This is a genomic window from Mitsuaria sp. CC2 (assembly GCF_048957715.1).
GTDB lineage: Bacteria > Pseudomonadota > Gammaproteobacteria > Burkholderiales > Burkholderiaceae_C > Roseateles.
Genome location: NZ_JARVXN010000016.1, coordinates 25,921 through 45,706, shown reverse-complemented (window position 1 = coordinate 45,706; position 19,786 = coordinate 25,921). Strand labels below are relative to the sequence as shown.

General features: G+C 62.8%; 32 protein-coding genes, 2 tRNA genes and 1 pseudogene. 33 read left to right on the top strand and 2 right to left on the bottom strand.

Going from position 1 to position 19,786, the window contains the following annotated elements; translation table 11 throughout:
* From PV762_RS12080 to PV762_RS11920, 33 genes and pseudogenes are all read left to right on the top strand, one after another.
* Nucleotides 1-93 (top strand): annotated as a pseudogene (locus PV762_RS12080) (elongation factor Tu); the annotation flags it as partial.
* Between the two features lie 134 nt (nucleotides 94-227).
* On the top strand, nucleotides 228-542 hold the full coding sequence (rpsJ, locus tag PV762_RS12075) for a 30S ribosomal protein S10 (protein WP_067278868.1): 315 nt from the start codon (nucleotides 228-230) through the stop codon (nucleotides 540-542).
* A 308-nt stretch (nucleotides 543-850) separates the two neighbouring features.
* Complete coding sequence (gene rplC, locus PV762_RS12070) at nucleotides 851-1,522, top strand: 50S ribosomal protein L3 (RefSeq protein WP_088404610.1); 672 nt, start codon at nucleotides 851-853, stop codon at nucleotides 1,520-1,522.
* Nucleotides 1,522-2,142 carry a 50S ribosomal protein L4 gene (gene rplD, locus PV762_RS12065; RefSeq protein ID WP_088404611.1) on the top strand — a complete coding sequence of 207 codons (621 nt, stop codon included), beginning with the start codon at nucleotides 1,522-1,524 and terminating at the stop codon, nucleotides 2,140-2,142. The genes rplC and rplD overlap by 1 nt, the downstream gene beginning before the upstream one ends.
* Nucleotides 2,139-2,453, top strand: a complete 315-nt coding sequence (gene rplW, locus PV762_RS12060) for a 50S ribosomal protein L23 (RefSeq protein WP_067278857.1) — start codon at nucleotides 2,139-2,141, stop codon at nucleotides 2,451-2,453. Before rplD ends, rplW begins: the two co-directional genes overlap by 4 nt.
* A complete protein-coding gene (gene rplB / locus PV762_RS12055; RefSeq protein ID WP_088404612.1) occupies nucleotides 2,453-3,277 on the top strand; it encodes a 50S ribosomal protein L2 in 825 nt (274 codons plus the stop codon). The genes rplW and rplB overlap by 1 nt, the downstream gene beginning before the upstream one ends.
* A 13-nt stretch (nucleotides 3,278-3,290) precedes the next feature.
* Nucleotides 3,291-3,569: a 30S ribosomal protein S19 gene (gene rpsS / locus PV762_RS12050; RefSeq protein ID WP_058933599.1), complete on the top strand. Its 279-nt coding sequence runs from the start codon at nucleotides 3,291-3,293 to the stop codon at nucleotides 3,567-3,569.
* 11 nt (nucleotides 3,570-3,580) lie between these two features.
* Nucleotides 3,581-3,910 (top strand): 50S ribosomal protein L22, encoded by a 330-nt coding sequence (gene rplV, locus PV762_RS12045; protein WP_067283213.1) that lies wholly within the window; start codon nucleotides 3,581-3,583, stop codon nucleotides 3,908-3,910.
* 15 nt (nucleotides 3,911-3,925) lie between these two features.
* A complete protein-coding gene (rpsC, locus tag PV762_RS12040) occupies nucleotides 3,926-4,735 on the top strand; it encodes a 30S ribosomal protein S3 (RefSeq protein ID WP_088404613.1) in 810 nt (269 codons plus the stop codon).
* Nucleotides 4,736-4,747: 12 nt separating this feature from the next.
* Nucleotides 4,748-5,164 (top strand): 50S ribosomal protein L16, encoded by a 417-nt coding sequence (rplP, locus tag PV762_RS12035; RefSeq protein WP_067278848.1) that lies wholly within the window; start codon nucleotides 4,748-4,750, stop codon nucleotides 5,162-5,164.
* A gap of 14 nt (nucleotides 5,165-5,178) precedes the next feature.
* Nucleotides 5,179-5,376: a 50S ribosomal protein L29 gene (gene rpmC / locus PV762_RS12030; RefSeq protein WP_088404614.1), complete on the top strand. Its 198-nt coding sequence runs from the start codon at nucleotides 5,179-5,181 to the stop codon at nucleotides 5,374-5,376.
* Nucleotides 5,373-5,642 carry a 30S ribosomal protein S17 gene (gene rpsQ / locus PV762_RS12025; RefSeq protein ID WP_067278841.1) on the top strand — a complete coding sequence of 90 codons (270 nt, stop codon included), beginning with the start codon at nucleotides 5,373-5,375 and terminating at the stop codon, nucleotides 5,640-5,642. Before rpmC ends, rpsQ begins: the two co-directional genes overlap by 4 nt.
* A gap of 160 nt (nucleotides 5,643-5,802) precedes the next feature.
* Entirely contained in the window at nucleotides 5,803-6,312 is a 510-nt protein-coding gene (locus PV762_RS12020) for a peroxiredoxin (protein WP_421035262.1), read from the top strand.
* Nucleotides 6,313-6,570: 258 nt separating this feature from the next.
* Nucleotides 6,571-6,939 (top strand): 50S ribosomal protein L14, encoded by a 369-nt coding sequence (rplN, locus tag PV762_RS12015; protein ID WP_058933605.1) that lies wholly within the window; start codon nucleotides 6,571-6,573, stop codon nucleotides 6,937-6,939.
* A 25-nt stretch (nucleotides 6,940-6,964) separates the two neighbouring features.
* A complete protein-coding gene (rplX, locus tag PV762_RS12010; RefSeq protein WP_067278835.1) occupies nucleotides 6,965-7,282 on the top strand; it encodes a 50S ribosomal protein L24 in 318 nt (105 codons plus the stop codon).
* Nucleotides 7,283-7,292: 10 nt separating this feature from the next.
* Complete coding sequence (gene rplE / locus PV762_RS12005; RefSeq protein WP_067278833.1) at nucleotides 7,293-7,832, top strand: 50S ribosomal protein L5; 540 nt, start codon at nucleotides 7,293-7,295, stop codon at nucleotides 7,830-7,832.
* An 8-nt stretch (nucleotides 7,833-7,840) separates the two neighbouring features.
* Nucleotides 7,841-8,146 carry a 30S ribosomal protein S14 gene (rpsN, locus tag PV762_RS12000; protein ID WP_067065192.1) on the top strand — a complete coding sequence of 102 codons (306 nt, stop codon included), beginning with the start codon at nucleotides 7,841-7,843 and terminating at the stop codon, nucleotides 8,144-8,146.
* Nucleotides 8,147-8,169: 23 nt separating this feature from the next.
* Complete coding sequence (gene rpsH / locus PV762_RS11995) at nucleotides 8,170-8,565, top strand: 30S ribosomal protein S8 (RefSeq protein ID WP_058933609.1); 396 nt, start codon at nucleotides 8,170-8,172, stop codon at nucleotides 8,563-8,565.
* Nucleotides 8,566-8,583: 18 nt separating this feature from the next.
* Nucleotides 8,584-9,117: a 50S ribosomal protein L6 gene (gene rplF / locus PV762_RS11990; protein WP_421035261.1), complete on the top strand. Its 534-nt coding sequence runs from the start codon at nucleotides 8,584-8,586 to the stop codon at nucleotides 9,115-9,117.
* 11 nt (nucleotides 9,118-9,128) lie between these two features.
* Nucleotides 9,129-9,488: a 50S ribosomal protein L18 gene (gene rplR / locus PV762_RS11985; RefSeq protein ID WP_067278827.1), complete on the top strand. Its 360-nt coding sequence runs from the start codon at nucleotides 9,129-9,131 to the stop codon at nucleotides 9,486-9,488.
* An 18-nt stretch (nucleotides 9,489-9,506) separates the two neighbouring features.
* Nucleotides 9,507-10,025: a 30S ribosomal protein S5 gene (gene rpsE / locus PV762_RS11980; protein WP_067278825.1), complete on the top strand. Its 519-nt coding sequence runs from the start codon at nucleotides 9,507-9,509 to the stop codon at nucleotides 10,023-10,025.
* 16 nt (nucleotides 10,026-10,041) lie between these two features.
* Nucleotides 10,042-10,224, top strand: coding sequence for a 50S ribosomal protein L30 (gene rpmD / locus PV762_RS11975; protein WP_067278823.1), 183 nt, complete (start codon nucleotides 10,042-10,044; stop codon nucleotides 10,222-10,224).
* A gap of 25 nt (nucleotides 10,225-10,249) precedes the next feature.
* Complete coding sequence (rplO, locus tag PV762_RS11970; RefSeq protein WP_421035260.1) at nucleotides 10,250-10,681, top strand: 50S ribosomal protein L15; 432 nt, start codon at nucleotides 10,250-10,252, stop codon at nucleotides 10,679-10,681.
* A 26-nt stretch (nucleotides 10,682-10,707) separates the two neighbouring features.
* A complete protein-coding gene (gene secY, locus PV762_RS11965; protein ID WP_088404618.1) occupies nucleotides 10,708-12,018 on the top strand; it encodes a preprotein translocase subunit SecY in 1,311 nt (436 codons plus the stop codon).
* Nucleotides 12,019-12,136: 118 nt separating this feature from the next.
* Nucleotides 12,137-12,250, top strand: a complete 114-nt coding sequence (rpmJ, locus tag PV762_RS11960) for a 50S ribosomal protein L36 (protein ID WP_058933616.1) — start codon at nucleotides 12,137-12,139, stop codon at nucleotides 12,248-12,250.
* Nucleotides 12,251-12,286: 36 nt separating this feature from the next.
* Entirely contained in the window at nucleotides 12,287-12,652 is a 366-nt protein-coding gene (rpsM, locus tag PV762_RS11955; protein WP_421035259.1) for a 30S ribosomal protein S13, read from the top strand.
* 26 nt (nucleotides 12,653-12,678) lie between these two features.
* Complete coding sequence (rpsK, locus tag PV762_RS11950; RefSeq protein WP_088404621.1) at nucleotides 12,679-13,083, top strand: 30S ribosomal protein S11; 405 nt, start codon at nucleotides 12,679-12,681, stop codon at nucleotides 13,081-13,083.
* A 257-nt stretch (nucleotides 13,084-13,340) separates the two neighbouring features.
* Nucleotides 13,341-13,964: a 30S ribosomal protein S4 gene (gene rpsD, locus PV762_RS11945; RefSeq protein ID WP_088404622.1), complete on the top strand. Its 624-nt coding sequence runs from the start codon at nucleotides 13,341-13,343 to the stop codon at nucleotides 13,962-13,964.
* A 141-nt stretch (nucleotides 13,965-14,105) separates the two neighbouring features.
* Nucleotides 14,106-15,098 (top strand): DNA-directed RNA polymerase subunit alpha, encoded by a 993-nt coding sequence (locus PV762_RS11940; RefSeq protein ID WP_067278809.1) that lies wholly within the window; start codon nucleotides 14,106-14,108, stop codon nucleotides 15,096-15,098.
* A 92-nt stretch (nucleotides 15,099-15,190) separates the two neighbouring features.
* Nucleotides 15,191-15,580 (top strand): 50S ribosomal protein L17, encoded by a 390-nt coding sequence (rplQ, locus tag PV762_RS11935; RefSeq protein WP_421035258.1) that lies wholly within the window; start codon nucleotides 15,191-15,193, stop codon nucleotides 15,578-15,580.
* Between the two features lie 190 nt (nucleotides 15,581-15,770).
* On the top strand, nucleotides 15,771-17,669 hold the full coding sequence (dsbD, locus tag PV762_RS11930) for a protein-disulfide reductase DsbD (protein ID WP_421035257.1): 1,899 nt from the start codon (nucleotides 15,771-15,773) through the stop codon (nucleotides 17,667-17,669).
* 67 nt (nucleotides 17,670-17,736) lie between these two features.
* A tRNA-Met gene (locus tag PV762_RS11925) sits at nucleotides 17,737-17,813 on the top strand.
* A 118-nt stretch (nucleotides 17,814-17,931) separates the two neighbouring features.
* A tRNA-Met gene (locus PV762_RS11920) sits at nucleotides 17,932-18,008 on the top strand.
* 46 nt (nucleotides 18,009-18,054) lie between these two features.
* On the opposite strand, the gene selD is transcribed toward PV762_RS11920, so the two are convergent.
* Both selD and PV762_RS11910 read right to left on the bottom strand, forming a co-directional pair.
* Nucleotides 18,055-19,137, bottom strand: a complete 1,083-nt coding sequence (gene selD / locus PV762_RS11915; RefSeq protein ID WP_421035263.1) for a selenide, water dikinase SelD — start codon at nucleotides 19,135-19,137, stop codon at nucleotides 18,055-18,057.
* 25 nt (nucleotides 19,138-19,162) lie between these two features.
* Nucleotides 19,163-19,786, bottom strand: a complete 624-nt coding sequence (locus PV762_RS11910; RefSeq protein WP_421035256.1) for a tRNA-uridine aminocarboxypropyltransferase — start codon at nucleotides 19,784-19,786, stop codon at nucleotides 19,163-19,165.

The following is a 19,786-nucleotide window of genomic DNA, read 5'->3' as shown; positions in this document are numbered from 1 at the left end:
GCTCCGATCGCCATGGAGCAAGGTCTGCGCTTCGCCATCCGTGAAGGCGGTCGTACCGTCGGCTCGGGCGTCGTGGCCACCATCATCGAGTAAATCTTTTGCTGGTACCCGTCGGGTACCGGTGAGGCGCGCTGCCCGCTTCGGCGGGTGGTGCGTCCCCCACTCGGCGGCGCCATCGCTGCCTCCGCGATGCCTTGCGCATTGCGTCGCTCTTTGAAGGAAAAGTCATGTCTACCAAGCAAAAGATCCGCATCCGGCTGAAGGCCTTCGATTACAAGCTGATCGACCAATCGGCCCTGGAAATCGTGGAAACCGCCAAGCGCACCGGCGCGATCGTCAAGGGTCCCGTGCCCCTGCCGACCCGCAAGGAACGTTTCGACATCCTGCGTTCGCCGCACGTCAACAAGACGTCGCGTGACCAGTTTGAAATCCGCACCCATCAGCGTCTGATGGACATCGTCGACCCGACCGACAAGACGGTCGACGCGCTGATGAAGCTGGACCTGCCGGCTGGCGTGGACGTCGAGATCAAGCTGCAGTAATGCAGTCGGGCGCCGGCGCGATCCGGCCGCTCCCTGAAAGGCGACCCTCGGGTCGCCTTTTTCTTTGGGTGCCGATGGCGCTTGGCTTGCGGTGTGGTCAGGGTTGACGCTATACTCCGCAGCTTTTCCGCGCCGGGATTCCCTGGTGCGGCTTCGTCGCATCGCCGTCGAAGGGGTTTGGGGCCTTTACCCCTGTCCTCATCGAAGGAGCGATGCTTGTCGGCCCGGCCAATCGATGTCGGGTGTGTGAAATGACTTCAGGCGCGCGGCGGTGTCTCCGTCGAGGCGTTCGGGGTCAGGAGAAAACCATGAGTCTTAGCAATCGTCTCGGATTGCTGGGCCGCAAGGTGGGCATGATGCGTGTGTTCACGGTCGACGGTGATACCGTCCCCGTGACCGTGCTGGACGTGTCCAACAATCGCGTGACCCAGGTCAAGACCGAAGAAACCGACGGCTACAGCGCCATCCAAGTGACGTACGGTGCCCGCAAGGCCTCCCGCGTTACCAAGCCGCAAGCGGGTCACCTCGCCAAGGCTGGTGTTGAAGCCGGTGAAATCATCAAAGAATTCCGCGTTGATGCCGCGGTCGCCGCCGAATACAAGGCTGGCGCTCAAGTCCCCGTGACGCTGCTCGCCGCCGGCCAACTGGTCGACGTGCAAGGCACCTCGATCGGCAAGGGCTTCGCAGGCACCATCAAGCGCCACAACTTCAGTTCGCAGCGCGCTTCGCACGGTAACAGCCGTTCGCACAACGTTCCTGGCTCCATCTCGATGGCCCAGGATCCGGGGCGCGTGTTCCCGGGCAAGAAGATGTCGGGCCACCTCGGCGACGTCACCGTGACCGTCCAGAACCTGGATGTCGTCCGCATCGACGAAGCCCGCCAGCTGGTGCTGGTCCGTGGTGCCGTTCCTGGCGCGAAGGAAGGATTCGTCGTGATCCGTCCGGCCGTCAAGGTCAAGGTCAAGAAGGGAGCCAACTGATGCAACTCGAGCTCCTGAATGAGCAGGGTCAGGCGACGTCGAAGGTCGACGCTCCCGACACCCTTTTCGCTCGTGATTACAACGAAGCCCTGGTGCACCAGGTGGTCGTGGCTTATCAAGCCAACGCCCGTCAAGGCACCCGCGCCCAGCTGACCCGCGCTGAAGTCCGTCACTCGACGAAGAAGCCGTTCCGTCAGAAGGGTACCGGCAACGCGCGTGCTGGTATGACGTCCTCCCCGCTGTGGCGTGGGGGCGGTCGCATCTTCCCGAACAAGCCTGACGAGAACTTCTCGCACAAGCTGAACAAGAAGATGTACCGCGCTGGCATGGCCGCGATCCTGTCGCAGCTGGCCCGTGAAGGTCGTCTGGCCGTCGTGGACTCGATCTCGATCGAAGCCCCGAAGACCAAGCTGCTGGCTGCCAAGCTCAAGGGCATGGGTCTGAATCACGTCATGGTGATCTCCGACCTGGTGGACGACAACCTGCTGCTCGCTTCGCGCAATCTGCCGAACGTGCTGGTCGTCGAGCCGCGTTATGTCGATCCGCTGTCGCTGGTCTTCTACAAGAAGGTCCTGGTGACGAAGGCTGCGATCGAGCAACTGAAGGAGATGCTGGCATGAGCGCGCCCAAGTTTGCTGATGGCCGTCTGGCCAAGGTGCTGCTCGCTCCGATCGTGTCCGAAAAGGCCACGATGGCTGGCGAAAAGCACAACCAAGTCCTGTTCAAGGTCTTGCGCGACGCGACGAAGCCCGAGATCAAGGCCGCTGTTGAACTGATGTTCAAGGTCGAGGTCGACGCGGTCAACGTCGTCAACGTCAAGGGCAAGACCAAGCGCTTCGGTGGCCGTCAAGGCCGTCGCGACCACGTCAAGAAGGCGTACGTGTCGCTGAAGGCTGGCCAGGAGCTCAACTTCTCCGGGGAGGCTGCGTAATGGCCGTCGTTAAAGTCAAGCCGACTTCGCCTGGCCGTCGTGGCGTGGTGAAGGTGGTGCACAAGCACCTGCACAAGGGCGCTCCCGAGGCTTCGCTGCTGGAGCCCCAGAAGCAGAACGCTGGCCGTAACAACAACGGTCACATCACGATGCGCCACAAGGGCGGTGGTCATAAGCACCACTACCGCGTGGTGGACTTCCGTCGCAACAAGGACGGTATCCCGGCGAAGGTCGAGCGCATCGAGTACGACCCGAACCGTACGGCTCACATCGCGCTGGTGTGCTATGCCGACGGCGAGCGTCGCTACATCATCGCTCCGCGCAACCTGGAAGTCGGTTCGACGATCCTGAGCGGCGCGGAAGCCCCGATCAAGGTCGGCAACACGCTGCCCATCCGCAACATCCCCGTGGGTTCGACGATCCACTGCGTGGAACTGCTGCCGAGCAAGGGTGCCCAGATCGCCCGCTCCGCCGGTACTTCTGTGGTGCTGATGGCGCGTGATGGTTCCTACGCCCAGATCCGTCTGCGCTCCGGCGAAGTCCGCCGCGTGCACATCGACTGCCGCGCGACCATCGGCGAAGTGAGCAACGAAGAGCACAGCCTGCGCCAGTACGGCAAGGCCGGCGCCATCCGCTGGAAGGGCATCCGCCCGACCGTGCGCGGTACCGCCATGAACCCGGTCGACCACCCGCACGGTGGTGGTGAGGGTCGTACGGGTGAAGGTCAGGCCCCTGTGTCGCCGTGGAACACCCTGACGAAGGGCTACCGCACTCGCAACAACAAGCGCACGCAGACTTTCATCGTCTCGCGTCGCAAGAAGTAAGGGGTAGACCCACATGGCTCGTTCCCTCAAGAAGGGTCCCTTTGTGGACCACCACCTGATGGCCAAGGTCGACAAGGCCGTTGCCATCAAGGACAAGAAGCCCATCAAGACCTGGTCGCGTCGCTCGACGATCCTGCCCGAGTTCATCGGTCTGACGATCGCCGTGCACAACGGCAAGCAGCACGTGCCGGTCTATGTGTCGGACCAGATGGTCGGTCACAAGCTGGGTGAATTCGCTCTGACCCGCACCTTCAAGGGCCACCCGGCCGACAAGAAGGCCGGGAAGAAGTAAGGATGACGACGATGGAAACCAAAGCAATCGTTCGTGGCGTCCGCCTGTCGTTTGATAAGGGCCGCCTGGTGGCGGACCTGATCCGCGGCAAGAAGGTGGATCAAGCGCTGAACATCCTGGAGTTCACCCAGAAGAAGGCCGCGCTGATCATCAAGAAGGCGCTGGAATCGGCCATCGCCAATGCCGAGCACAACGACGGTGCCGACATTGACGAGCTGAAGGTCACTTCGATCTACGTGGAGCAGGGCACCACGCTGAAGCGGTTCTCCGCGCGCGCCAAGGGCCGCGGCAATCGCATCAGCAAGCCGACCTGCCATATCTACGTGACCGTCGGCCACTGAGCCTGAAGGAAGACTATGGGACAGAAAATTCATCCGACTGGCTTCCGCCTGCCCGTCACCCGTAACTGGGCGTCGCGCTGGTACGCGAACAACCAGAACTTCGCCAGCATGCTGGCTGAGGATCTGCAAGTCCGCGAGTTCCTGAAGGCCAAGCTGAAGAACGCCGCCGTTTCGCGCATCCTGATCGAGCGTCCTGCCAAGAACGCCCGCATCACGATCTTCTCGGCCCGTCCGGGCGTGGTGATCGGCAAGAAGGGCGAGGACATCGAGAACCTGAAGGCCGAGCTGGCCAAGCGTCTGGGCGTGCCCGTCGCTGTGAACATCGAAGAAGTGCGCAAGCCCGAAATCGATGCCCAGCTCATCGCCGACTCGATCACCCAGCAGCTCGAAAAGCGCATCATGTTCCGCCGTGCGATGAAGCGCGCGATGCAGAACGCGATGCGTCTGGGTGCCCAAGGCATCAAGATCATGTCCGCCGGCCGTCTGAACGGCATCGAAATCGCTCGTACCGAGTGGTATCGCGAAGGTCGTGTGCCGCTGCACACCCTGAAGGCTGACATCGATTACGGCTTCTCCGAAGCCAAGACCACCTACGGCGTGATCGGCGTCAAGGTGTGGGTGTATCGCGGTGACCGCCTGGCCAATGGCGAGGCTCCCGTGATCAACACCCCCCCGGGTGCCGAAGATGACCGCCGTCCCCGTCGCAATGCCCGTCCGGGCGCGCCGGGTGGTCGTGGTCGTGGCGACAAGCCTGCCGAAGGCGGCGACAAGCCTGCTGCGAAGCGTGTGGTGCGCAAGCCCGCCGCTGACGGCGGCCAGGCGTAAGGAGAACTCAACATGCTGCAACCCGCTCGTCGCAAATACCGCAAGGAGCAAAAGGGCCGCAACACTGGTGTTGCGACCCGCGGCGCGACCGTCGCTTTCGGTGACTTCGGCCTGAAGGCCACCGAGCGCGGCCGTATCACGGCTCGTCAGATCGAAGCGGCTCGCCGCGCCATCTCGCGTCACATCAAGCGCGGTGGCCGGATCTTCATCCGGATCTTCCCGGATAAGCCGATCTCGCAAAAGCCTGCTGAAGTCCGTATGGGCAACGGTAAGGGCAACCCGGAGTACTACGTGGCTGAGATCCAGCCCGGCAAGGTGCTCTACGAAGTCAACGGCGTGCCTGAGGCACTGGCGCGCGAGGCGTTCACGCTGGCCGCTGCCAAACTGCCGCTGCGCTGCACCTTCGTGGCGCGCCAGCTCGGCGCCTGATTGGAGAACACCCCATGAAAGCATCTGAACTGCGCGCGAAAGACGTGGCTGCCCTGAAGAAGGAAGTCACCGATCTGCTGAAGGCCCACTTTGGTCTGCGCATGCAAAAGGCGACGCAACAACTGACCAACACTTCGGTGCTGGGCAATACGCGTCGTGACATTGCCCGCGCCAAGACCATCCTGGCCGAGAAGAAGGGAGCCGCGAAATGACGCAAGCTCAAGAGAAGAACACCCGCACCCTGATCGGTCGCGTCGTCAGCGACAAGCGCGCCAAGACGATCACCGTGCTGGTTGAGCGCCGTGCCAAGCACGAGCTCTACGGCAAGATCGTGGCCCGTTCCCGCAAGTACCACGCCCATGACGAAAATGGCGAGTACAAGATGGGCGACGTGGTCGAGATCGCCGAAGGCCGTCCGCTCTCGAAGACCAAGAGCTGGGTCGTGACCCGTCTGGTCCAGAAGGCTCAGCTGGTCTGATCGCCGATGTCGCGCGTTGAGCGCGACGTGGTCAGGGGTGGGTGACCACCCATGGCTGTCAATGGCTGGAACATCGGAATTCCCGGTGTCCAGCCATTTTTCGTTTTTCGCGGCACACTCTGCCGCTTTCATTCACCGACAACAGAATCAGGAGCGCGACATGCTGAAAGTGGGCGATCGACTGCCGGCCGGCAATCTGCAGGAATTCATCGAAGTCGAGGGCGAAGGCTGCTCGCTGGGGCCGAACAGCTTCGACATCGAGAAGCTGACCGCAGGGAAGACCGTGGCCATCTTCGCGCTGCCTGGCGCGTTCACGCCGACTTGCTCCGCCCAGCACGTGCCGGGCTATGTTGCGCAGGCTGATGCGCTCAAGGCTGCGGGTGTGGATGAAGTCTGGTGTGTGTCCGTCAACGATGCGTTCGTGATGGGTGCTTGGGGTCGTGAGCAGAAGACGGCTGGCAAGGTTCGGATGATGGCCGACGGCAGTGCCACCTTCACCCAGGCGACGGGACTGACGTTGGACCTCGTCGCACGCGGCATGGGCTTGCGCTCGCAGCGCTATTCGATGCTGGTGAAGGATGGTGTGGTCAAGAGCCTCAACATCGAAGCGCCGGGCAAGTTCGAGGTCAGCGACGCCGGAACGCTGCTCAAGCAGGCGCAGTCGCTCTGACACGCAACAACATCAGTTGACAGGCGGATTGTGCTTGCCGCATAATCCGCAGCTTCGCCGAATGGTGGCTCCGTCGCTCGACGGGTCCTGTGACCAGCGCACAGGGCAGCAGCCTTCGGTTCTAGGTTTCTTGCCCATTTAGGCCAGACGCGGGTCGCCGCAAGGTGACAGGTGATTGGCTTACGGGCCCAAGACTGACCGCTCTCTGGATGGCTGCGATGGTCGCAGTTGCCTGAGCGGGAAAAGTTGGGGACAGACATGATCCAAATGCAATCGCGACTCGATGTCGCGGACAACACTGGCGCCAAGTCCGTCATGTGCATCAAGGTGCTTGGTGGTTCCAAGCGTCGTTATGCGCATATTGGCGACATCATCAAGGTCAGCATCAAGGAAGCTGCGCCGCGTGGCCGCGTCAAAAAAGGCGAGGTTTACAACGCGGTGGTCGTGCGCACTGCCAAGGGTGTGCGCCGCCAAGACGGCTCCCTGGTCAAGTTCGACGGCAATGCCGCCGTGCTGCTGAACGCCAAGCTGGAGCCCATCGGCACCCGCATCTTCGGCCCGGTGACGCGTGAACTGCGTACCGAGCGCTTCATGAAGATCGTGTCGCTGGCGCCTGAGGTGCTCTAAGCCCCGCTCAGACAAAGGTATTGCCATGAACAAGATTCGCACAGGCGACGAGATCATCGTCCTGACCGGCCGCGACAAGGGTAAGCGCGGCACCGTGACGCTGCGCGTGGACGCTGACCATGTCGTCATCGACGGCATCAACGTCGTCAAGAAGCACGTCAAGCCGAACCCGCTGAAGGGTACGACCGGCGGCATCGTCGACAAGTCCATGCCCATCCATCAATCCAACGTGGCGATCTTCAACGCCGCTTCCGGCAAGGCCGATCGCGTGGGCATCAAGCTCGGCGCCGACGGCAAGCGGGTGCGCGTGTTCAAGTCGACCGGCGAAGAGATCAAGGCCTAAGGGGTAAGACATGGCTCGTTTGCAAGAGTTCTATCGCGAGAAGGTCGTCCCCGGTCTGACCGAAAAGTTCGGCTACAAGTCCGTGATGGAAGTGCCGCGCATCACCAAGATCACGCTGAACATGGGCGTGAGCGAGGCGGTCGCTGACAAGAAGGTCATGGATCACGCCGTCGGCGACCTGACCAAGATCGCTGGCCAGAAGCCCGTGGTGACGAAGTCGAAGAAGGCAATCGCCGGCTTCAAGATCCGTGACGGCGTGCCTATCGGCTGCATGGTGACCCTGCGTGGCGCCACGATGTACGAATTCCTGGATCGTTTCGTGACCGTGGCCCTGCCGCGCGTCCGTGACTTCCGCGGTATCTCGGGTCGTTCGTTCGACGGTCGCGGCAACTACAACATCGGCGTCAAGGAACAGATCATCTTCCCCGAAATCGAATACGACAAGGTGGATGCTCTGCGTGGTCTGAACATCAGCATCACGACGACTGCCAAGACGGACGACGAAGCCAAGGCACTCCTGGCTGCGTTCAAGTTCCCGTTCAAGAACTGAGGTGACCCGTGGCAAAACTCTCGATCAAGCAACGTGAGCTGAAGCGCGCCCAACTGGTCGCCAAGTACGCAAAGAAGTACGCGGAACTGAAGGCCATCATCGACGACAGCAAGAAGTCGGACGAAGAGCGCTATCTGGCCCGCCTGGAGCTGCAGAAGCTGCCCCGCAACGCCAACCCGACCCGCCAGCGCAACCGCTGCGAGCTGACCGGCCGTCCCCGTGGCACGTTCCGCAAGTTCGGCCTGGCACGTAACAAGATTCGTGAGCTGGCCTTCAAGGGCGACATCCCCGGTGTCGTCAAGGCCAGCTGGTAATCGGCAGGTTTAGGAGATTTCGTATGAGCATGAGTGATCCTATCGCCGATATGCTGACCCGCATTCGCAACGCCCAGAGCGTTGAGAAGGCCAGCGTCGTGATGCCTTCGTCGAAGCTGAAGGTCGCGATCGCCAAGGTCCTGAAGGATGAAGGCTATATCGATGATTTCGCGGTGCGTGGCGATGCCGCCCGCCCCGAGCTCGAGATCGCGCTGAAGTATTACGCCGGCCGTCCGGTGATCGAGCGCATCGAGCGCGTGAGCCGTCCCGGCCTGCGCATCTACAAGGGCCGCCACGATATTCCCCAGGTCATGAATGGCCTGGGTGTGGCGATCGTCACCACCCCGAAGGGCGTGATGACCGACCGCAAAGCACGTCAAGCCGGTGTCGGCGGCGAAGTGCTCTGCTACGTCGCATAAGCCAAGGAGAGACAGACAATGTCCCGCGTTGGAAAAATGCCGGTCGTCCTCCCGCAAGGCGTGGAAGTGACGATCAGCGCTGAGAAGATCAGCGTCAAGGGTGCCCAAGGTACCCTGTTCGTGGCCGTGAACCCTCTGGTTACGGTCAAGCTCGAAGGCGGCAAGCTGACGTTCGTTCCCGTCAACGAATCGGCAGAAGCCGATGCGATGAGCGGCACGATGCGCGCCCTGCTGGCCAACATGGTCAACGGTGTCAGCAAGGGCTTCGAAAAGAAGCTGAACTTGGTCGGCGTGGGTTTCCGCGCCCAAGCCCAGGGTCAGAAGCTGAACCTGCAGATCGGGTTCTCGCACCCGGTCGTCAAGGACATGCCGGCTGGCATCAAGGTCGAATGCCCGACCCAGACGGAAATCCTGATCAAGGGTGCCGATCGCCAGGTCGTCGGTCAGATCGCCGCTGAAGTGCGCGCGATCCGTCCGCCGGAGCCCTACAAGGGCAAGGGCATCCGCTACGCCGACGAAAAGGTCTCCCTCAAAGAGACCAAGAAGAAGTAAGGAGCCGCGCCATGCTGAACAAGAAGGAACAACGCCTGCGTCGTTCGCGTCAAACGCGTGCTCGCATCGCCCTGCAGCGCGTGGCCCGTCTGACGGTCTTCCGCTCGAACCTGCATATCTACGCCTCGGTCATCTCCGAAGACGGTCAGCGCGTGCTGGCCTCCGCTTCGACGGCCGAGAAGGAAGTGCGCACGCAGCTGTCCGGCAAGGGCGGCAACGTGGCCGCCGCAAGCCTGATCGGCAAGCGCATCGCCGAGAAGGCGAAGGCCGCTGGCGTCGAGAAGGTGGCTTTCGACCGTTCGGGCTTCGCTTACCACGGCCGTGTCAAGGCCCTGGCTGAAGCCGCTCGCGAAGCCGGCCTGCAGTTCTGACGCTCAAAGGATTAGGAAATGGCAAAATTTCAACCCCGCGCTCAGACCGAAGGCAACGACGACGGCCTGAAGGAAAAGATGATTGCGGTCAACCGCGTCACGAAGGTTGTGAAGGGCGGCCGCACGCTGTCCTTCGCTGCGCTGACCGTGGTCGGTGATGGCGATGGCCGCATCGGCATGGGCAAGGGCAAGGCCAAGGAAGTTCCGGTCGCCGTGCAAAAGGCGATGGAATCGGCCCGCCGCAACATGGTCAAGGTCCAGCTGCGCAACGGCACCATCCAGCACAACGTTGTGGGTGAGCACGGCGCTGCGCACGTGATCATGGCACCGGCTCCGGCTGGTACCGGCGTGATCGCCGGCGGCCCGATGCGCGCTGTCTTCGAAGTGATGGGCGTGACCGACATCGTGACCAAGAGCCACGGTTCGACCAACCCTTACAACATGGTTCGTGCCACGCTGGACGCGCTCAAGCGCTGCTCCACGCCTGCCCAAGTGGCGGCGAAGCGCGGCAAGACGGTTGAAGAAATCTTCAACTGAGCGCCAGGAGATCGAGATGTCTGAAAAGAAAACGCTCACGGTCAAGCTGGTTCGTAGCCCGATCGGCTGCCGTGAAGATCATCGCGCGACGGTGGTCGGCCTGGGTCTTCGCAAGCTGAACAGCACGAAGACGCTGGAAGACACGCCGGCGGTCCGCGGCATGATCAACAAGATCGCCTACCTGGTGCAGGTGCTGTAAGCACGGCATCGACGAGGAACACAAGATGCAACTCAATACCATCAAGCCCGCCGCTGGTGCCAAGCACGCCAAGCGTCGCGTGGGCCGTGGCATCGGCTCCGGTCTGGGAAAGACCGCAGGCCGTGGCCACAAGGGACAGAAGTCGCGTGCCGGTGGCTTCCACAAGGTCGGCTTCGAAGGCGGTCAGATGCCGCTGCAACGTCGCCTGCCCAAGCGTGGTTTCAAGTCGCTGGCTCGTCCGTTCAATGCGGAAGTGACGCTGTCGGAACTGAACCTGCTGACGAGCGAAGAGATTGACCTGCTGACGCTGAAGGCTGTTGGTCTGGTGTCCGAGCTGGCGAAGGCTGTCAAGGTCATCAAGTCCGGCGAGATCACCCGCAAGGTGAGCATCAAGGGTCTGGGCGTGACGGCCGGCGCGAAGACGGCGATCGAAGCCGCTGGCGGCTCCGTCGCTTGATCATCCAAGCACAGGACTAGGCAGCAGTGGCAAGCAACGCATCACAGTTGGCCAAGAGCGGCAAGTTCGGCGACCTGCGTCGTCGGCTTGTGTTCCTGGTGCTCGCGCTGGTCGTCTACCGTGTCGGGGCTCATATCCCCGTGCCCGGCATCGATCCGACGCAGCTCCAGCAGCTGTTCAAGGGTCAGCAGGGCGGGATCCTGAGCCTGTTCAACATGTTCTCGGGCGGTGCGCTGTCGCGCTTCACCGTCTTCGCGCTAGGGATCATGCCCTACATCTCGGCCTCGATCGTCATGCAGTTGATGACGTACGTGGTGCCGAGCCTGGAGGCGCTGAAGAAGGAAGGCGAAGCGGGGCGTCGCAAGATCACGCAATACACCCGTTACGGCACGTTGGGCCTGGCGATCTTCCAGAGCTTGAGCATTGCTTTCGCGCTGGAGAGCTCTCCTGGGTTGGTGTTGAGCCCGGGCTTCGGCTTCCGCATCACTGCGGTGACGAGTCTGGTCGCTGGCACGATGTTCCTGATGTGGCTGGGTGAGCAGATCACGGAACGTGGTTTGGGCAACGGCATCTCGATCCTGATCTTTGGCGGTATCGCCGCAGGTCTGCCGGGTGCCATCGGTGGTCTGCTCGAGCTGGTTCGTACCGGCGCGATGAGCGTCATCTCCTGCTTGCTCGTGATCGCGATCGTCATCGGCGTGACCTACCTGGTCGTGTTCGTTGAACGAGGTCAGCGGAAGATCCTGGTCAACTATGCCAAGCGGCAGGTTGGCAACAAGGTCTACGGTGGCCAGAGTTCGCATCTGCCGCTGAAGCTGAACATGTCGGGTGTGATTCCGCCGATCTTCGCGTCGTCGATCATCCTGCTTCCGACCACGCTGGTGAGTTGGTTCGCGACGGGCGACAGCATGCGCTGGTTGAAGGACATCTCTGACGCTCTGCGTCCGGGGCAACCGATCTACGTGCTGCTGTATTCGGCCGCGATCGTGTTCTTCTGCTTCTTCTACACGGCACTGGTGTTCAACAGCCGTGAGACCGCAGACAACCTGAAGAAGAGTGGTGCGTTCATCCCTGGGATCCGTCCTGGAGACCAGACGGCTCGACACATCGACAAGATCCTGTCCCGGCTGACGCTGGCAGGCGCGGTGTACATCACCGGCGTGTGTCTGCTGCCTGAGTTTCTGACGCTGAAGTACAACGTCCCGTTCTACTTCGGTGGCACCTCGCTGTTGATCATCGTGGTCGTCACGATGGACTTCTGGGCCCAGGTCCAGTCCTACGTGATGAGCCAGCAGTACGAGTCGCTGCTGAAGAAGGCCAGTTTCAAGGCCAACTGAAGTCGCTGGGCAAACAGAATTTGTGTAGTGCTCGCATCGTGTTCCGGGCGAAGTGAGCTTTTTAGCAACCCCCGGATCAACGCTGATTGAGCGAACAGAGTAGGTCAAGGAGCAGACCATGAAAGTTTCGGCATCTGTCAAGAAGATGTGCCGCAATTGCAAGATCATCCGTCGTAATGGCGTGGTGCGTGTGATCTGTACCGATCCGCGGCACAAGCAGCGCCAAGGCTGATTGGCCTAACGACTGCAAGCGAATTAGAGGACGCACATGGCACGTATTGCTGGTATCAACATTCCGCCGCACAAGCACACGGAGATCGGTCTGACTTCGATCTACGGCATTGGCCGTACGACCGCGCAGAAGATCTGCAACAACTGCGGCATCCCGCTGGACAAGAAGGTCAAGGACCTGAACGACTCCGATCTGGAAAAGATCCGTGAGGAAGTCGGCCGCCTGACCATCGAAGGCGACCTGCGTCGCGAGATGTCCATCAACATCAAGCGCCTGATGGACTTGGGTTGCTATCGTGGCTTCCGCCATCGCCGTGGCCTGCCGGTGCGCGGCCAGCGTACCCGCACGAATGCCCGTACCCGCAAGGGTCCGCGCAAGTCGGCGGCGACCGGCAAGAAGTAACCCGCGGCATCTGAAGAAAGCTAACCATGGCAAAAGCACCCAATAACCAGGCTGCCCAGCGCGTTCGCAAGAAGGTTCGCAAGAACGTCGCCGACGGTATTGCCCACGTGCACGCTTCGTTCAACAACACCATCATCACGATTACTGATCGTCAAGGCGGTGCGTTGTCTTGGGCGTCGTCGGGCGGCCAAGGCTTCAAAGGCTCGCGCAAGTCGACCCCCTTCGCTGCCCAGGTGGCTGCTGAAGTGGCCGGCCGCGCTGCTCAAGAGCAAGGCATCAAGAACCTGGACGTCAAGATCAAGGGCCCCGGCCCGGGTCGCGAATCGTCGGTGCGCGCTCTGGCTGCGCTCGGCATCCGCATCAACTCGATCTCTGACGTGACGCCGGTGCCGCACAACGGTTGCCGTCCGCAGAAGCGCCGCCGCATCTAAGCGGTGCTGCTGAACGGTCGCGATTAGTGCGATAATCTCCGGTTCGTTCAGAACACGCCGGCTGGTGCGAGAGCGCCAGCCGGCCGTTTTGCTGAGGGGCTGAAACGCACCTCGGCGGGTGCCGGCGGAAACGCCGACCCGTTTGAAGTCTCCGACTTCTTGAAGCCCACCGTCCGAGCCTACAAAAACACTGGCCGGACTCGCGCGTTGCCCGGAATGTCTCCGAGCTCGCGTCAGATTGATGAAGGACACGCAAAGTGGCACGTTATCTCGGCCCGAAGGCCAAACTTTCCCGCCGTGAAGGCACCGACCTGTTCCTGAAGAGCGCCCGCCGCGCCATCAGCGACAAGGCCAAGTTCGACACCAAGCCTGGCCAACATGGCCGCACCTCGGGTCAGCGCACGTCCGACTTCGGTCTGCAGCTGCGTGAGAAGCAGAAGGTCAAGCGCATGTATGGCGTGCTGGAGCGTCAGTTCCGCCGCTACTTCGCTGAAGCCGAGCGCCGCAAGGGTTCGACCGGTGTCAACCTGCTGGTGCTGCTGGAATCGCGCCTGGACAACGTCGTCTATCGCATGGGCTTCGGCTCGACCCGCGCGGAAGCCCGCCAGCTGGTCTCGCACAAGAGCATCACCGTGAATGGCGAAGTCGTGAACATCGCCTCCTACCTGGTGAAGGCCGGTGACGTGGTCGCCGTGCGTGAGAAGTCCAAGAAGCAGCTGCGCATCATCGACAGCCTGAAGCTGGCCGAGTCGATCGGTCTGCCAGCCTGGGTGGCCGTGGACGCCACGAAGCTGGAAGGCATCTTCAAGAAGACGCCGGATCGCGACGAGTTCGGCGCCGAGATCAACGAGTCGCTGATCGTTGAGCTGTACTCGCGTTAATTCTTTCGTGCCTGCCGAGCGGCCCTGCAAGGGCCTGCTCGGCTTTTCCTCGTCCGGGCTCGCCAGCTGTTTAGGGGCGTGCCTGGTTGGTCCCTCAGCCTTATCGGTGTAACGAACCGAGGGTATTGAAAGAAAGACCTCATGCAAACGAATTTGCTCAAACCCAAATCCATCACTGTGGAGCCCCTGGGCGGTCATCGCGCCAAGGTGATCCTGGAGCCGTTCGAACGCGGCTATGGCCACACGCTGGGCAACGCCCTGCGTCGCGTGCTGCTGTCCTCGATGGTGGGTTATGCGCCGACGGAAGTGACGATCGCGGGCGTGCTGCACGAGTACTCCGCCATCGACGGCGTTCAGGAAGATGTGGTCCACATCATGCTGAACCTCAAGGGTGTGGTGTTCCGTCTGCACAACCGTGAGGAAGTGACCCTGGTCCTGCGCAAGGAAGGCGAAGGCCCGGTCACGGCCGCCGACATCCAGACCCCGCACGACGTCGAGATCATCAACCCGGATCACGTCATCGCCCACCTGTCGCAAGGCGGCAAGCTGGACATGCAGATCAAGGTCGAGAAGGGCCGCGGCTACGTGCCCGGCAACATGCGCCGCTATGGCGACGAGCCGACGAAGGCCATCGGCCGCATCGTGCTGGACGCCTCGTTCAGCCCGGTGAAGCGTGTCAGCTACGCCGTCGAAAACGCTCGCGTCGAGCAGCGTACCGACCTGGACAAGCTGGTCATGGAAATCGAGACCAACGGTGCGATCTCGCCCGAGGAAGCGATCCGCGCTTCGGCCAAGATCCTGGTCGAGCAGATGGCCGTCTTCGCGCAACTGCAGGGCACCGATCTGGTCGACGTGTTCGACCAGGCCCCGGCGGCCCGTTCGAGCAGCTTCGATCCGATCCTGCTGCGTCCGGTCGACGAGCTCGAACTGACCGTGCGCTCGGCCAACTGCCTGAAGGCCGAGAACATCTATTACATCGGTGACCTGATCCAGCGTACCGAGACCGAGCTGCTGAAGACCCCGAACCTGGGTCGCAAGTCGCTGAACGAAATCAAGGAAGTGCTCGCCTCTCGCGGCCTGACCCTGGGTTCGCGTCTCGAGAACTGGCCGCCACAAGGTCTCGACAAGCGTTGATTTTTTGAAAGTGGACGGGTCTGACGACCCGTCCGGTGCCCCCGGCAGTACCTGATCCGGCTGCTGGCAATAACTGAAGGAAGGAAAGCACCATGCGCCACCGTAACGGCCTCCGTAAACTCAACCGCACCAGCGAACACCGTGCTGCGATGTTCCGCAACATGGCGGTTTCGCTGCTGAAGCACGAAGCGATCAAGACCACGCTGCCCAAGGCGAAGGAACTGCGCCGCATCGTCGAGCCGCTGATCACCCTGGCCAAGGAAGCGACCGTCGCGAACCGCCGTCTGGCGTTCGACCGCCTGCGCGACCGCGACATCGTTGTGAAGCTGTTCAACGAACTGGGCCCGCGTTTCGCCACCCGTCCGGGCGGCTACACCCGCATCCTGAAGATGGGCTTCCGCGTCGGCGACAACGCGCCGATGGCGTATGTCGAGCTGGTGGATCGCCCTGATGCCGTTGAAGGCGAAGGCTCTGCTGAATAAGCAGCGACTCGCGTTCCGCTCAGAAGGCCAGCAGCAATGCTGGCCTTTTTTCTTGTGTGTCTGCGATACGCGCAACGCGGGCAGTGCATGGCGTCTGTCCAACGTCATGCGGGCCCGCTTGGCGCTAAGCTTCGCGCCTTTCCGACCTCACGGCGACGCGAGCCCACCGGCCTGCATGCGCCCCGCGTTCATGACCCCCTTTGCCCTGATCCGACGCCTGTTGCCGGCGCTGTTCCTGCTGCTGGCGCTGGCCTCGGCCTTCCTTGCCGGACCGGCGCGCGCCGACGATTTCCTCGATCCTGAACAGGCTTTCAAGATCGATGTGCAATTGACCGGAGATCGCGAGTTCCAGGTGAACTTCACGATCGCACCCGGCTATTACATGTACCGCGACCAGTTCAAGCTGGACGCGACCGACGCGAAGTTCGGCGACATCGCCTGGCCGACCGCGAAGCGCAAGTTCGACGAAACCTTCCAGAAGGAGGTCGAGACCTATCGCGATCACCTGAGCATCAAGGTGCCGGTTGAGGCGCTGGCCGCTGGCCCGCTGAAGCTGGTGCTGACGGGACAGGGCTGCGCGGACAAGGGCCTGTGCTACCCGCCGATGAAGAGTCACCTGACCCTCGGCCTGAAGGGCTTCGGTGGCGATGGGGCCGTGAAGGTCGGCGCGGCGCCGGATGCGCTCAGCGGCTTCGGCGTTGCCAATGCAGTGGCGGCCACGCCTGCCGACGCGTCTCCGGCGAAAGCGGCGGAAGATGCGCAGGCGTCGAACGCGCAGTCGCCGGCCGGATCGCCGCTCGACGAGGTGCTCGCGTCTGGCCGGCTATGGCTGGTCATCGGCGCGTTCTTCGGCGCCGGCGTCCTGCTGTCGCTCACGCCCTGCGTCCTGCCGATGCTGCCGATCCTGTCCTCGATCATCGTCGGTCAGGGCGAGGCTCCGTCACGTGCCCGCGGCTTCTTCCTGGCGTTCAGCTATTCGCTCGGCATGGCGCTGCTCTACACGGCGCTGGGCGTGGCGGCGGGGCTCGTTGGGGGCGGTCTGGCGGCCTATCTGCAGAAGCCCTGGGTGCTCACCCTGTTTGCGCTGTTGCTGGTCGGGTTCTCGCTGTCGATGTTCGGCGTCTACGAGATCCAGTTGCCCAGTCGCTTCACCGGCGGCGTCTCTGACGCCACGCAGCGCCTGCCCGCCGGCAAGTTCGTCAGCGTGTTCGTCATGGGCGGCTTGTCCGCATTGATCGTCAGTCCTTGCGTGGCCGCGCCCTTGGCCGGCGCGTTGCTCTACATCAGCCAGACCGGCAATGTGGCAATGGGCGGCCTGGCGCTGTTCGCGCTCGCCTGGGGCATGAGCGTACCGCTGCTGCTCCTGGGACTCTCGGCCGGCACGCTGCTGCCGCGCGCAGGCGCTTGGATGGACACGGTCAAGTACTTCTTCGGCCTGCTGCTGCTCTCGGTGGCGCTATGGATCGTGCAACCGGTGCTGCCGCCGGTGATTGCTCAGCTCCTGTGGGGTGCGCTGCTGGTCGCTGTAGCGGCCCTTCTGGGGCTCTTCCAACGCACAGAGGGAAGCACTCCCCGCGTCTGGCTGCGAAAGAGTGTGGCGGTGGCTGCGATGGTGTTCGGCGTGGCGCAATTCATTGGCGTCGCCGCCGGCGGGACCGATACGTTGAAGCCACTGGCCGGCGTCGTGGGCGCCAGCAAGGTCACGGGTGTCGCATCCGCTTCGGAATCCTCAGCGGTCAGCTTCCGCAAGATCGCGACGGTCGCCGAGCTGGACGACGCGTTGCGCAGCGCCGGCAGACCGGTGATGCTCGACTTCTACGCCGACTGGTGCGTCTCGTGCAAAGAGATGGAGCGTTTCACCTTCACCGACGCGCGCGTGCAGGCCAAGTTGAACGGTGCCTTGCTGCTGAAGGCCGACGTCACCGCGAACAACGCTGGCGACCGGGAACTACTGAAGCGCTTCAAGCTCTTCGGCCCGCCGGGAACGATCTTCTTCGACGCGAAGGGCGAGGAACTGACCGGCGTGCGCGTGATCGGCTTCCAGGATGCCGATCGTTTCCTGCAATCGCTGCAGGCCGCCGGCCTTTGACTTAGGAAAGACTGTCGCCGAAAGTTGAAGCGGCGGTCCTTTCCGTGCTACACTCTCATTCTTCAGTCGCGGGGTGGAGCAGTCTGGTAGCTCGTTGGGCTCATAACCCAAAGGTCGTAGGTTCAAATCCTGCCCCCGCAACCAGAATATTGAACGCTGTTGGAAGACAGCGTGGTTGAACGGAACGAAGGCCGATCAGGCGTTTGAGATCGTTCAACAAATCGGCAGATCAGCGTCATCGCTGGTCGCCGCGCGGTACAGCCGCGGGGTGGAGCAGTCTGGTAGCTCGTTGGGCTCATAACCCAAAGGTCGTAGGTTCAAATCCTGCCCCCGCAACCAATCGAACAAGGGCCCTCACGCGAGGGCCCTTTGTTTTTTCCGCGCCTCAACTGATCTTCAGCCGCGCGCCGTCATCCGGAGCGATCAGGCGCCCAATGACGGCGGCCGCGCCGAAGCCGTGTCGCGCGAAGACGTCCAGCACGTTGTCGACGGTTTCCGGTGCGCATGACACGAGCAGGCCGCCGCTGGTCTGCGGATCGCTGAGCAATGCTTGTGTCTCCGCCGGCAGCGAGGCGGAAAGTGCGATCTCGGCGCCATAGGCGGACCAATTGCGCCCGGATGCTCCGGTGATCAGGCCCTCGGAGGCCAGTGATCGGACGCCGTCGAGCAAGGGCACCGCCCCCCAGTCGATCTCGATCCCGCAACCTGAGCCACGTGCGATCTCGAGCGCATGCCCCGCGAGGCCGAAGCCGGTCACGTCGGTCAGCGCGTGCACGCCGTCGAGTGCCGCCAGTTCGGGCCCAGGCGTGTTCAGCCGGGTGGTCGTCTCCAGCATCCGCTGGTAGGACGTGTCGTCGAGCCTCCCCTTCTTCAGCGCTGCCGACATCACCCCCACGCCGAGCGCCTTGCCGAGCACGAGCACGTCGCCGGCCTTGGCGTCCGCGTTGCGCTTCACGCGCGAAGGGTGGACCAATCCGAGCGCGACCAGTCCGTAGATCGGTTCGACGGAATCGATCGTGTGCCCGCCGGCGATCGGGATGCCGGCCTGACGGCAGACGGAAGCGCCGCCCTCAAGGATGCGTCCGATCGTCGTTGCACTCAGCACGGCGATCGGCATGCCGACGAGGGCCAATGCCATGATGGGACGCCCGCCCATCGCGTAGACGTCGCTGATCGCATTGGTCGCGGCGATGCGGCCGAAGTCGTACGGGTCGTCGACGATCGGCATGAAGAAATCGGTCGTCGCCACCAGCGCCTGCTCATCGTTGAGCCGATAGACCGCTGCGTCGTCCGAGGTCTCGATGCCGACCAGCAGCTCCTTGGGCACCGGCAGGGCGTTCGTGCTCTTGAGGATCTCCGACAGTACGCCGGGTGCAATCTTGCATCCGCACCCTCCGCCGTGGGAGAGCGAGGTCAATCGCGGCTCAGAGGCCGGGGCTGGAGTGGGCGAGGTGGCGAGGGACGTCATGGCGCCGCAGCTTACCCCTGGCGCTTCAAACCAGCGAGGGTGTAGGGTGACCCGCCAGTCGGCGCTGCAGGGCGACAAAGGCCTCCATGGCGTGCCACAGCGGCAGATAGCGGGACTCGTCGCCGTCGAGCGCTGCCAGCGCCAGGGCGCAGGCTTCGAGTGTGCTGCGCTGTGTGTCCGCGTGGGCGCGGCGGATGGTGTAGCGCGAAGGCGGCGGCGCATCGAGGCCGAGTCGCGGCAGCGCCTTGAGCCAAGGGTTCAAGGCGAGCAGCCGGCGACTGCCGCGCCAGGTGCCGTCGAGCGCCACCAGCGTTGTCGTTGCGGCCTCCGCAGCCACCGAAGTTGTCTGATGGTTCGACGAACGTATCGGTGCCTCGCCGTGTGCCCGTGGATAGAGCAGGACCAGTCCATCGAGGGAAGGTGGTGGCTCGAAGCGCTCACCGACGCGTAACTCCACGCGCGACAGGCAACGCGCCAGCAGCGCGCCGGTTCCCTTCGCATGTCCCGCCTCGTCGGCGTCCTGGAGGATGAGCAGCGCTGTGCCGTTCTCGACCCGGCGCACGCAGGCGCACCAGCAAGCGAGGAGCGGCCGTCCGCATCCCTCGCAGAGGGGGCGTCGGCCGCTCAGGCCACCGTCGGTGGCGGACAT

Excerpts from the sequence above, each read along its gene's own strand:
- rpsJ (WP_067278868.1), top strand. The coding sequence starts at position 228 with ATGTCTACCAAGCAAAAGATCCGCATCCGGCTGAAGGCCTTCGATTAC.
- rplC (WP_088404610.1), top strand. The coding sequence starts at position 851 with ATGAGTCTTAGCAATCGTCTCGGATTGCTGGGCCGCAAGGTGGGCATG.
- rplD (WP_088404611.1), top strand. The coding sequence starts at position 1,522 with ATGCAACTCGAGCTCCTGAATGAGCAGGGTCAGGCGACGTCGAAGGTC.
- rplW (WP_067278857.1), top strand. The coding sequence starts at position 2,139 with ATGAGCGCGCCCAAGTTTGCTGATGGCCGTCTGGCCAAGGTGCTGCTC.
- rplB (WP_088404612.1), top strand. The coding sequence starts at position 2,453 with ATGGCCGTCGTTAAAGTCAAGCCGACTTCGCCTGGCCGTCGTGGCGTG.
- rpsS (WP_058933599.1), top strand. The coding sequence starts at position 3,291 with ATGGCTCGTTCCCTCAAGAAGGGTCCCTTTGTGGACCACCACCTGATG.
- rplV (WP_067283213.1), top strand. The coding sequence starts at position 3,581 with ATGGAAACCAAAGCAATCGTTCGTGGCGTCCGCCTGTCGTTTGATAAG.
- rpsC (WP_088404613.1), top strand. The coding sequence starts at position 3,926 with ATGGGACAGAAAATTCATCCGACTGGCTTCCGCCTGCCCGTCACCCGT.
- rplP (WP_067278848.1), top strand. The coding sequence starts at position 4,748 with ATGCTGCAACCCGCTCGTCGCAAATACCGCAAGGAGCAAAAGGGCCGC.
- rpmC (WP_088404614.1), top strand. The coding sequence starts at position 5,179 with ATGAAAGCATCTGAACTGCGCGCGAAAGACGTGGCTGCCCTGAAGAAG.
- rpsQ (WP_067278841.1), top strand. The coding sequence starts at position 5,373 with ATGACGCAAGCTCAAGAGAAGAACACCCGCACCCTGATCGGTCGCGTC.
- PV762_RS12020 (WP_421035262.1), top strand. The coding sequence starts at position 5,803 with ATGCTGAAAGTGGGCGATCGACTGCCGGCCGGCAATCTGCAGGAATTC.
- rplN (WP_058933605.1), top strand. The coding sequence starts at position 6,571 with ATGATCCAAATGCAATCGCGACTCGATGTCGCGGACAACACTGGCGCC.
- rplX (WP_067278835.1), top strand. The coding sequence starts at position 6,965 with ATGAACAAGATTCGCACAGGCGACGAGATCATCGTCCTGACCGGCCGC.
- rplE (WP_067278833.1), top strand. The coding sequence starts at position 7,293 with ATGGCTCGTTTGCAAGAGTTCTATCGCGAGAAGGTCGTCCCCGGTCTG.
- rpsH (WP_058933609.1), top strand. The coding sequence starts at position 8,170 with ATGAGCATGAGTGATCCTATCGCCGATATGCTGACCCGCATTCGCAAC.
- rplF (WP_421035261.1), top strand. The coding sequence starts at position 8,584 with ATGTCCCGCGTTGGAAAAATGCCGGTCGTCCTCCCGCAAGGCGTGGAA.
- rplR (WP_067278827.1), top strand. The coding sequence starts at position 9,129 with ATGCTGAACAAGAAGGAACAACGCCTGCGTCGTTCGCGTCAAACGCGT.
- rpsE (WP_067278825.1), top strand. The coding sequence starts at position 9,507 with ATGGCAAAATTTCAACCCCGCGCTCAGACCGAAGGCAACGACGACGGC.
- rpmD (WP_067278823.1), top strand. The coding sequence starts at position 10,042 with ATGTCTGAAAAGAAAACGCTCACGGTCAAGCTGGTTCGTAGCCCGATC.
- rplO (WP_421035260.1), top strand. The coding sequence starts at position 10,250 with ATGCAACTCAATACCATCAAGCCCGCCGCTGGTGCCAAGCACGCCAAG.
- rpmJ (WP_058933616.1), top strand. The coding sequence starts at position 12,137 with ATGAAAGTTTCGGCATCTGTCAAGAAGATGTGCCGCAATTGCAAGATC.
- rpsM (WP_421035259.1), top strand. The coding sequence starts at position 12,287 with ATGGCACGTATTGCTGGTATCAACATTCCGCCGCACAAGCACACGGAG.
- rpsK (WP_088404621.1), top strand. The coding sequence starts at position 12,679 with ATGGCAAAAGCACCCAATAACCAGGCTGCCCAGCGCGTTCGCAAGAAG.
- PV762_RS11940 (WP_067278809.1), top strand. The coding sequence starts at position 14,106 with ATGCAAACGAATTTGCTCAAACCCAAATCCATCACTGTGGAGCCCCTG.
- rplQ (WP_421035258.1), top strand. The coding sequence starts at position 15,191 with ATGCGCCACCGTAACGGCCTCCGTAAACTCAACCGCACCAGCGAACAC.
- dsbD (WP_421035257.1), top strand. The coding sequence starts at position 15,771 with ATGACCCCCTTTGCCCTGATCCGACGCCTGTTGCCGGCGCTGTTCCTG.
- selD (WP_421035263.1), bottom strand. The coding sequence starts at position 19,137 with ATGACGTCCCTCGCCACCTCGCCCACTCCAGCCCCGGCCTCTGAGCCG.
- PV762_RS11910 (WP_421035256.1), bottom strand. The coding sequence starts at position 19,786 with ATGTCCGCCACCGACGGTGGCCTGAGCGGCCGACGCCCCCTCTGCGAG.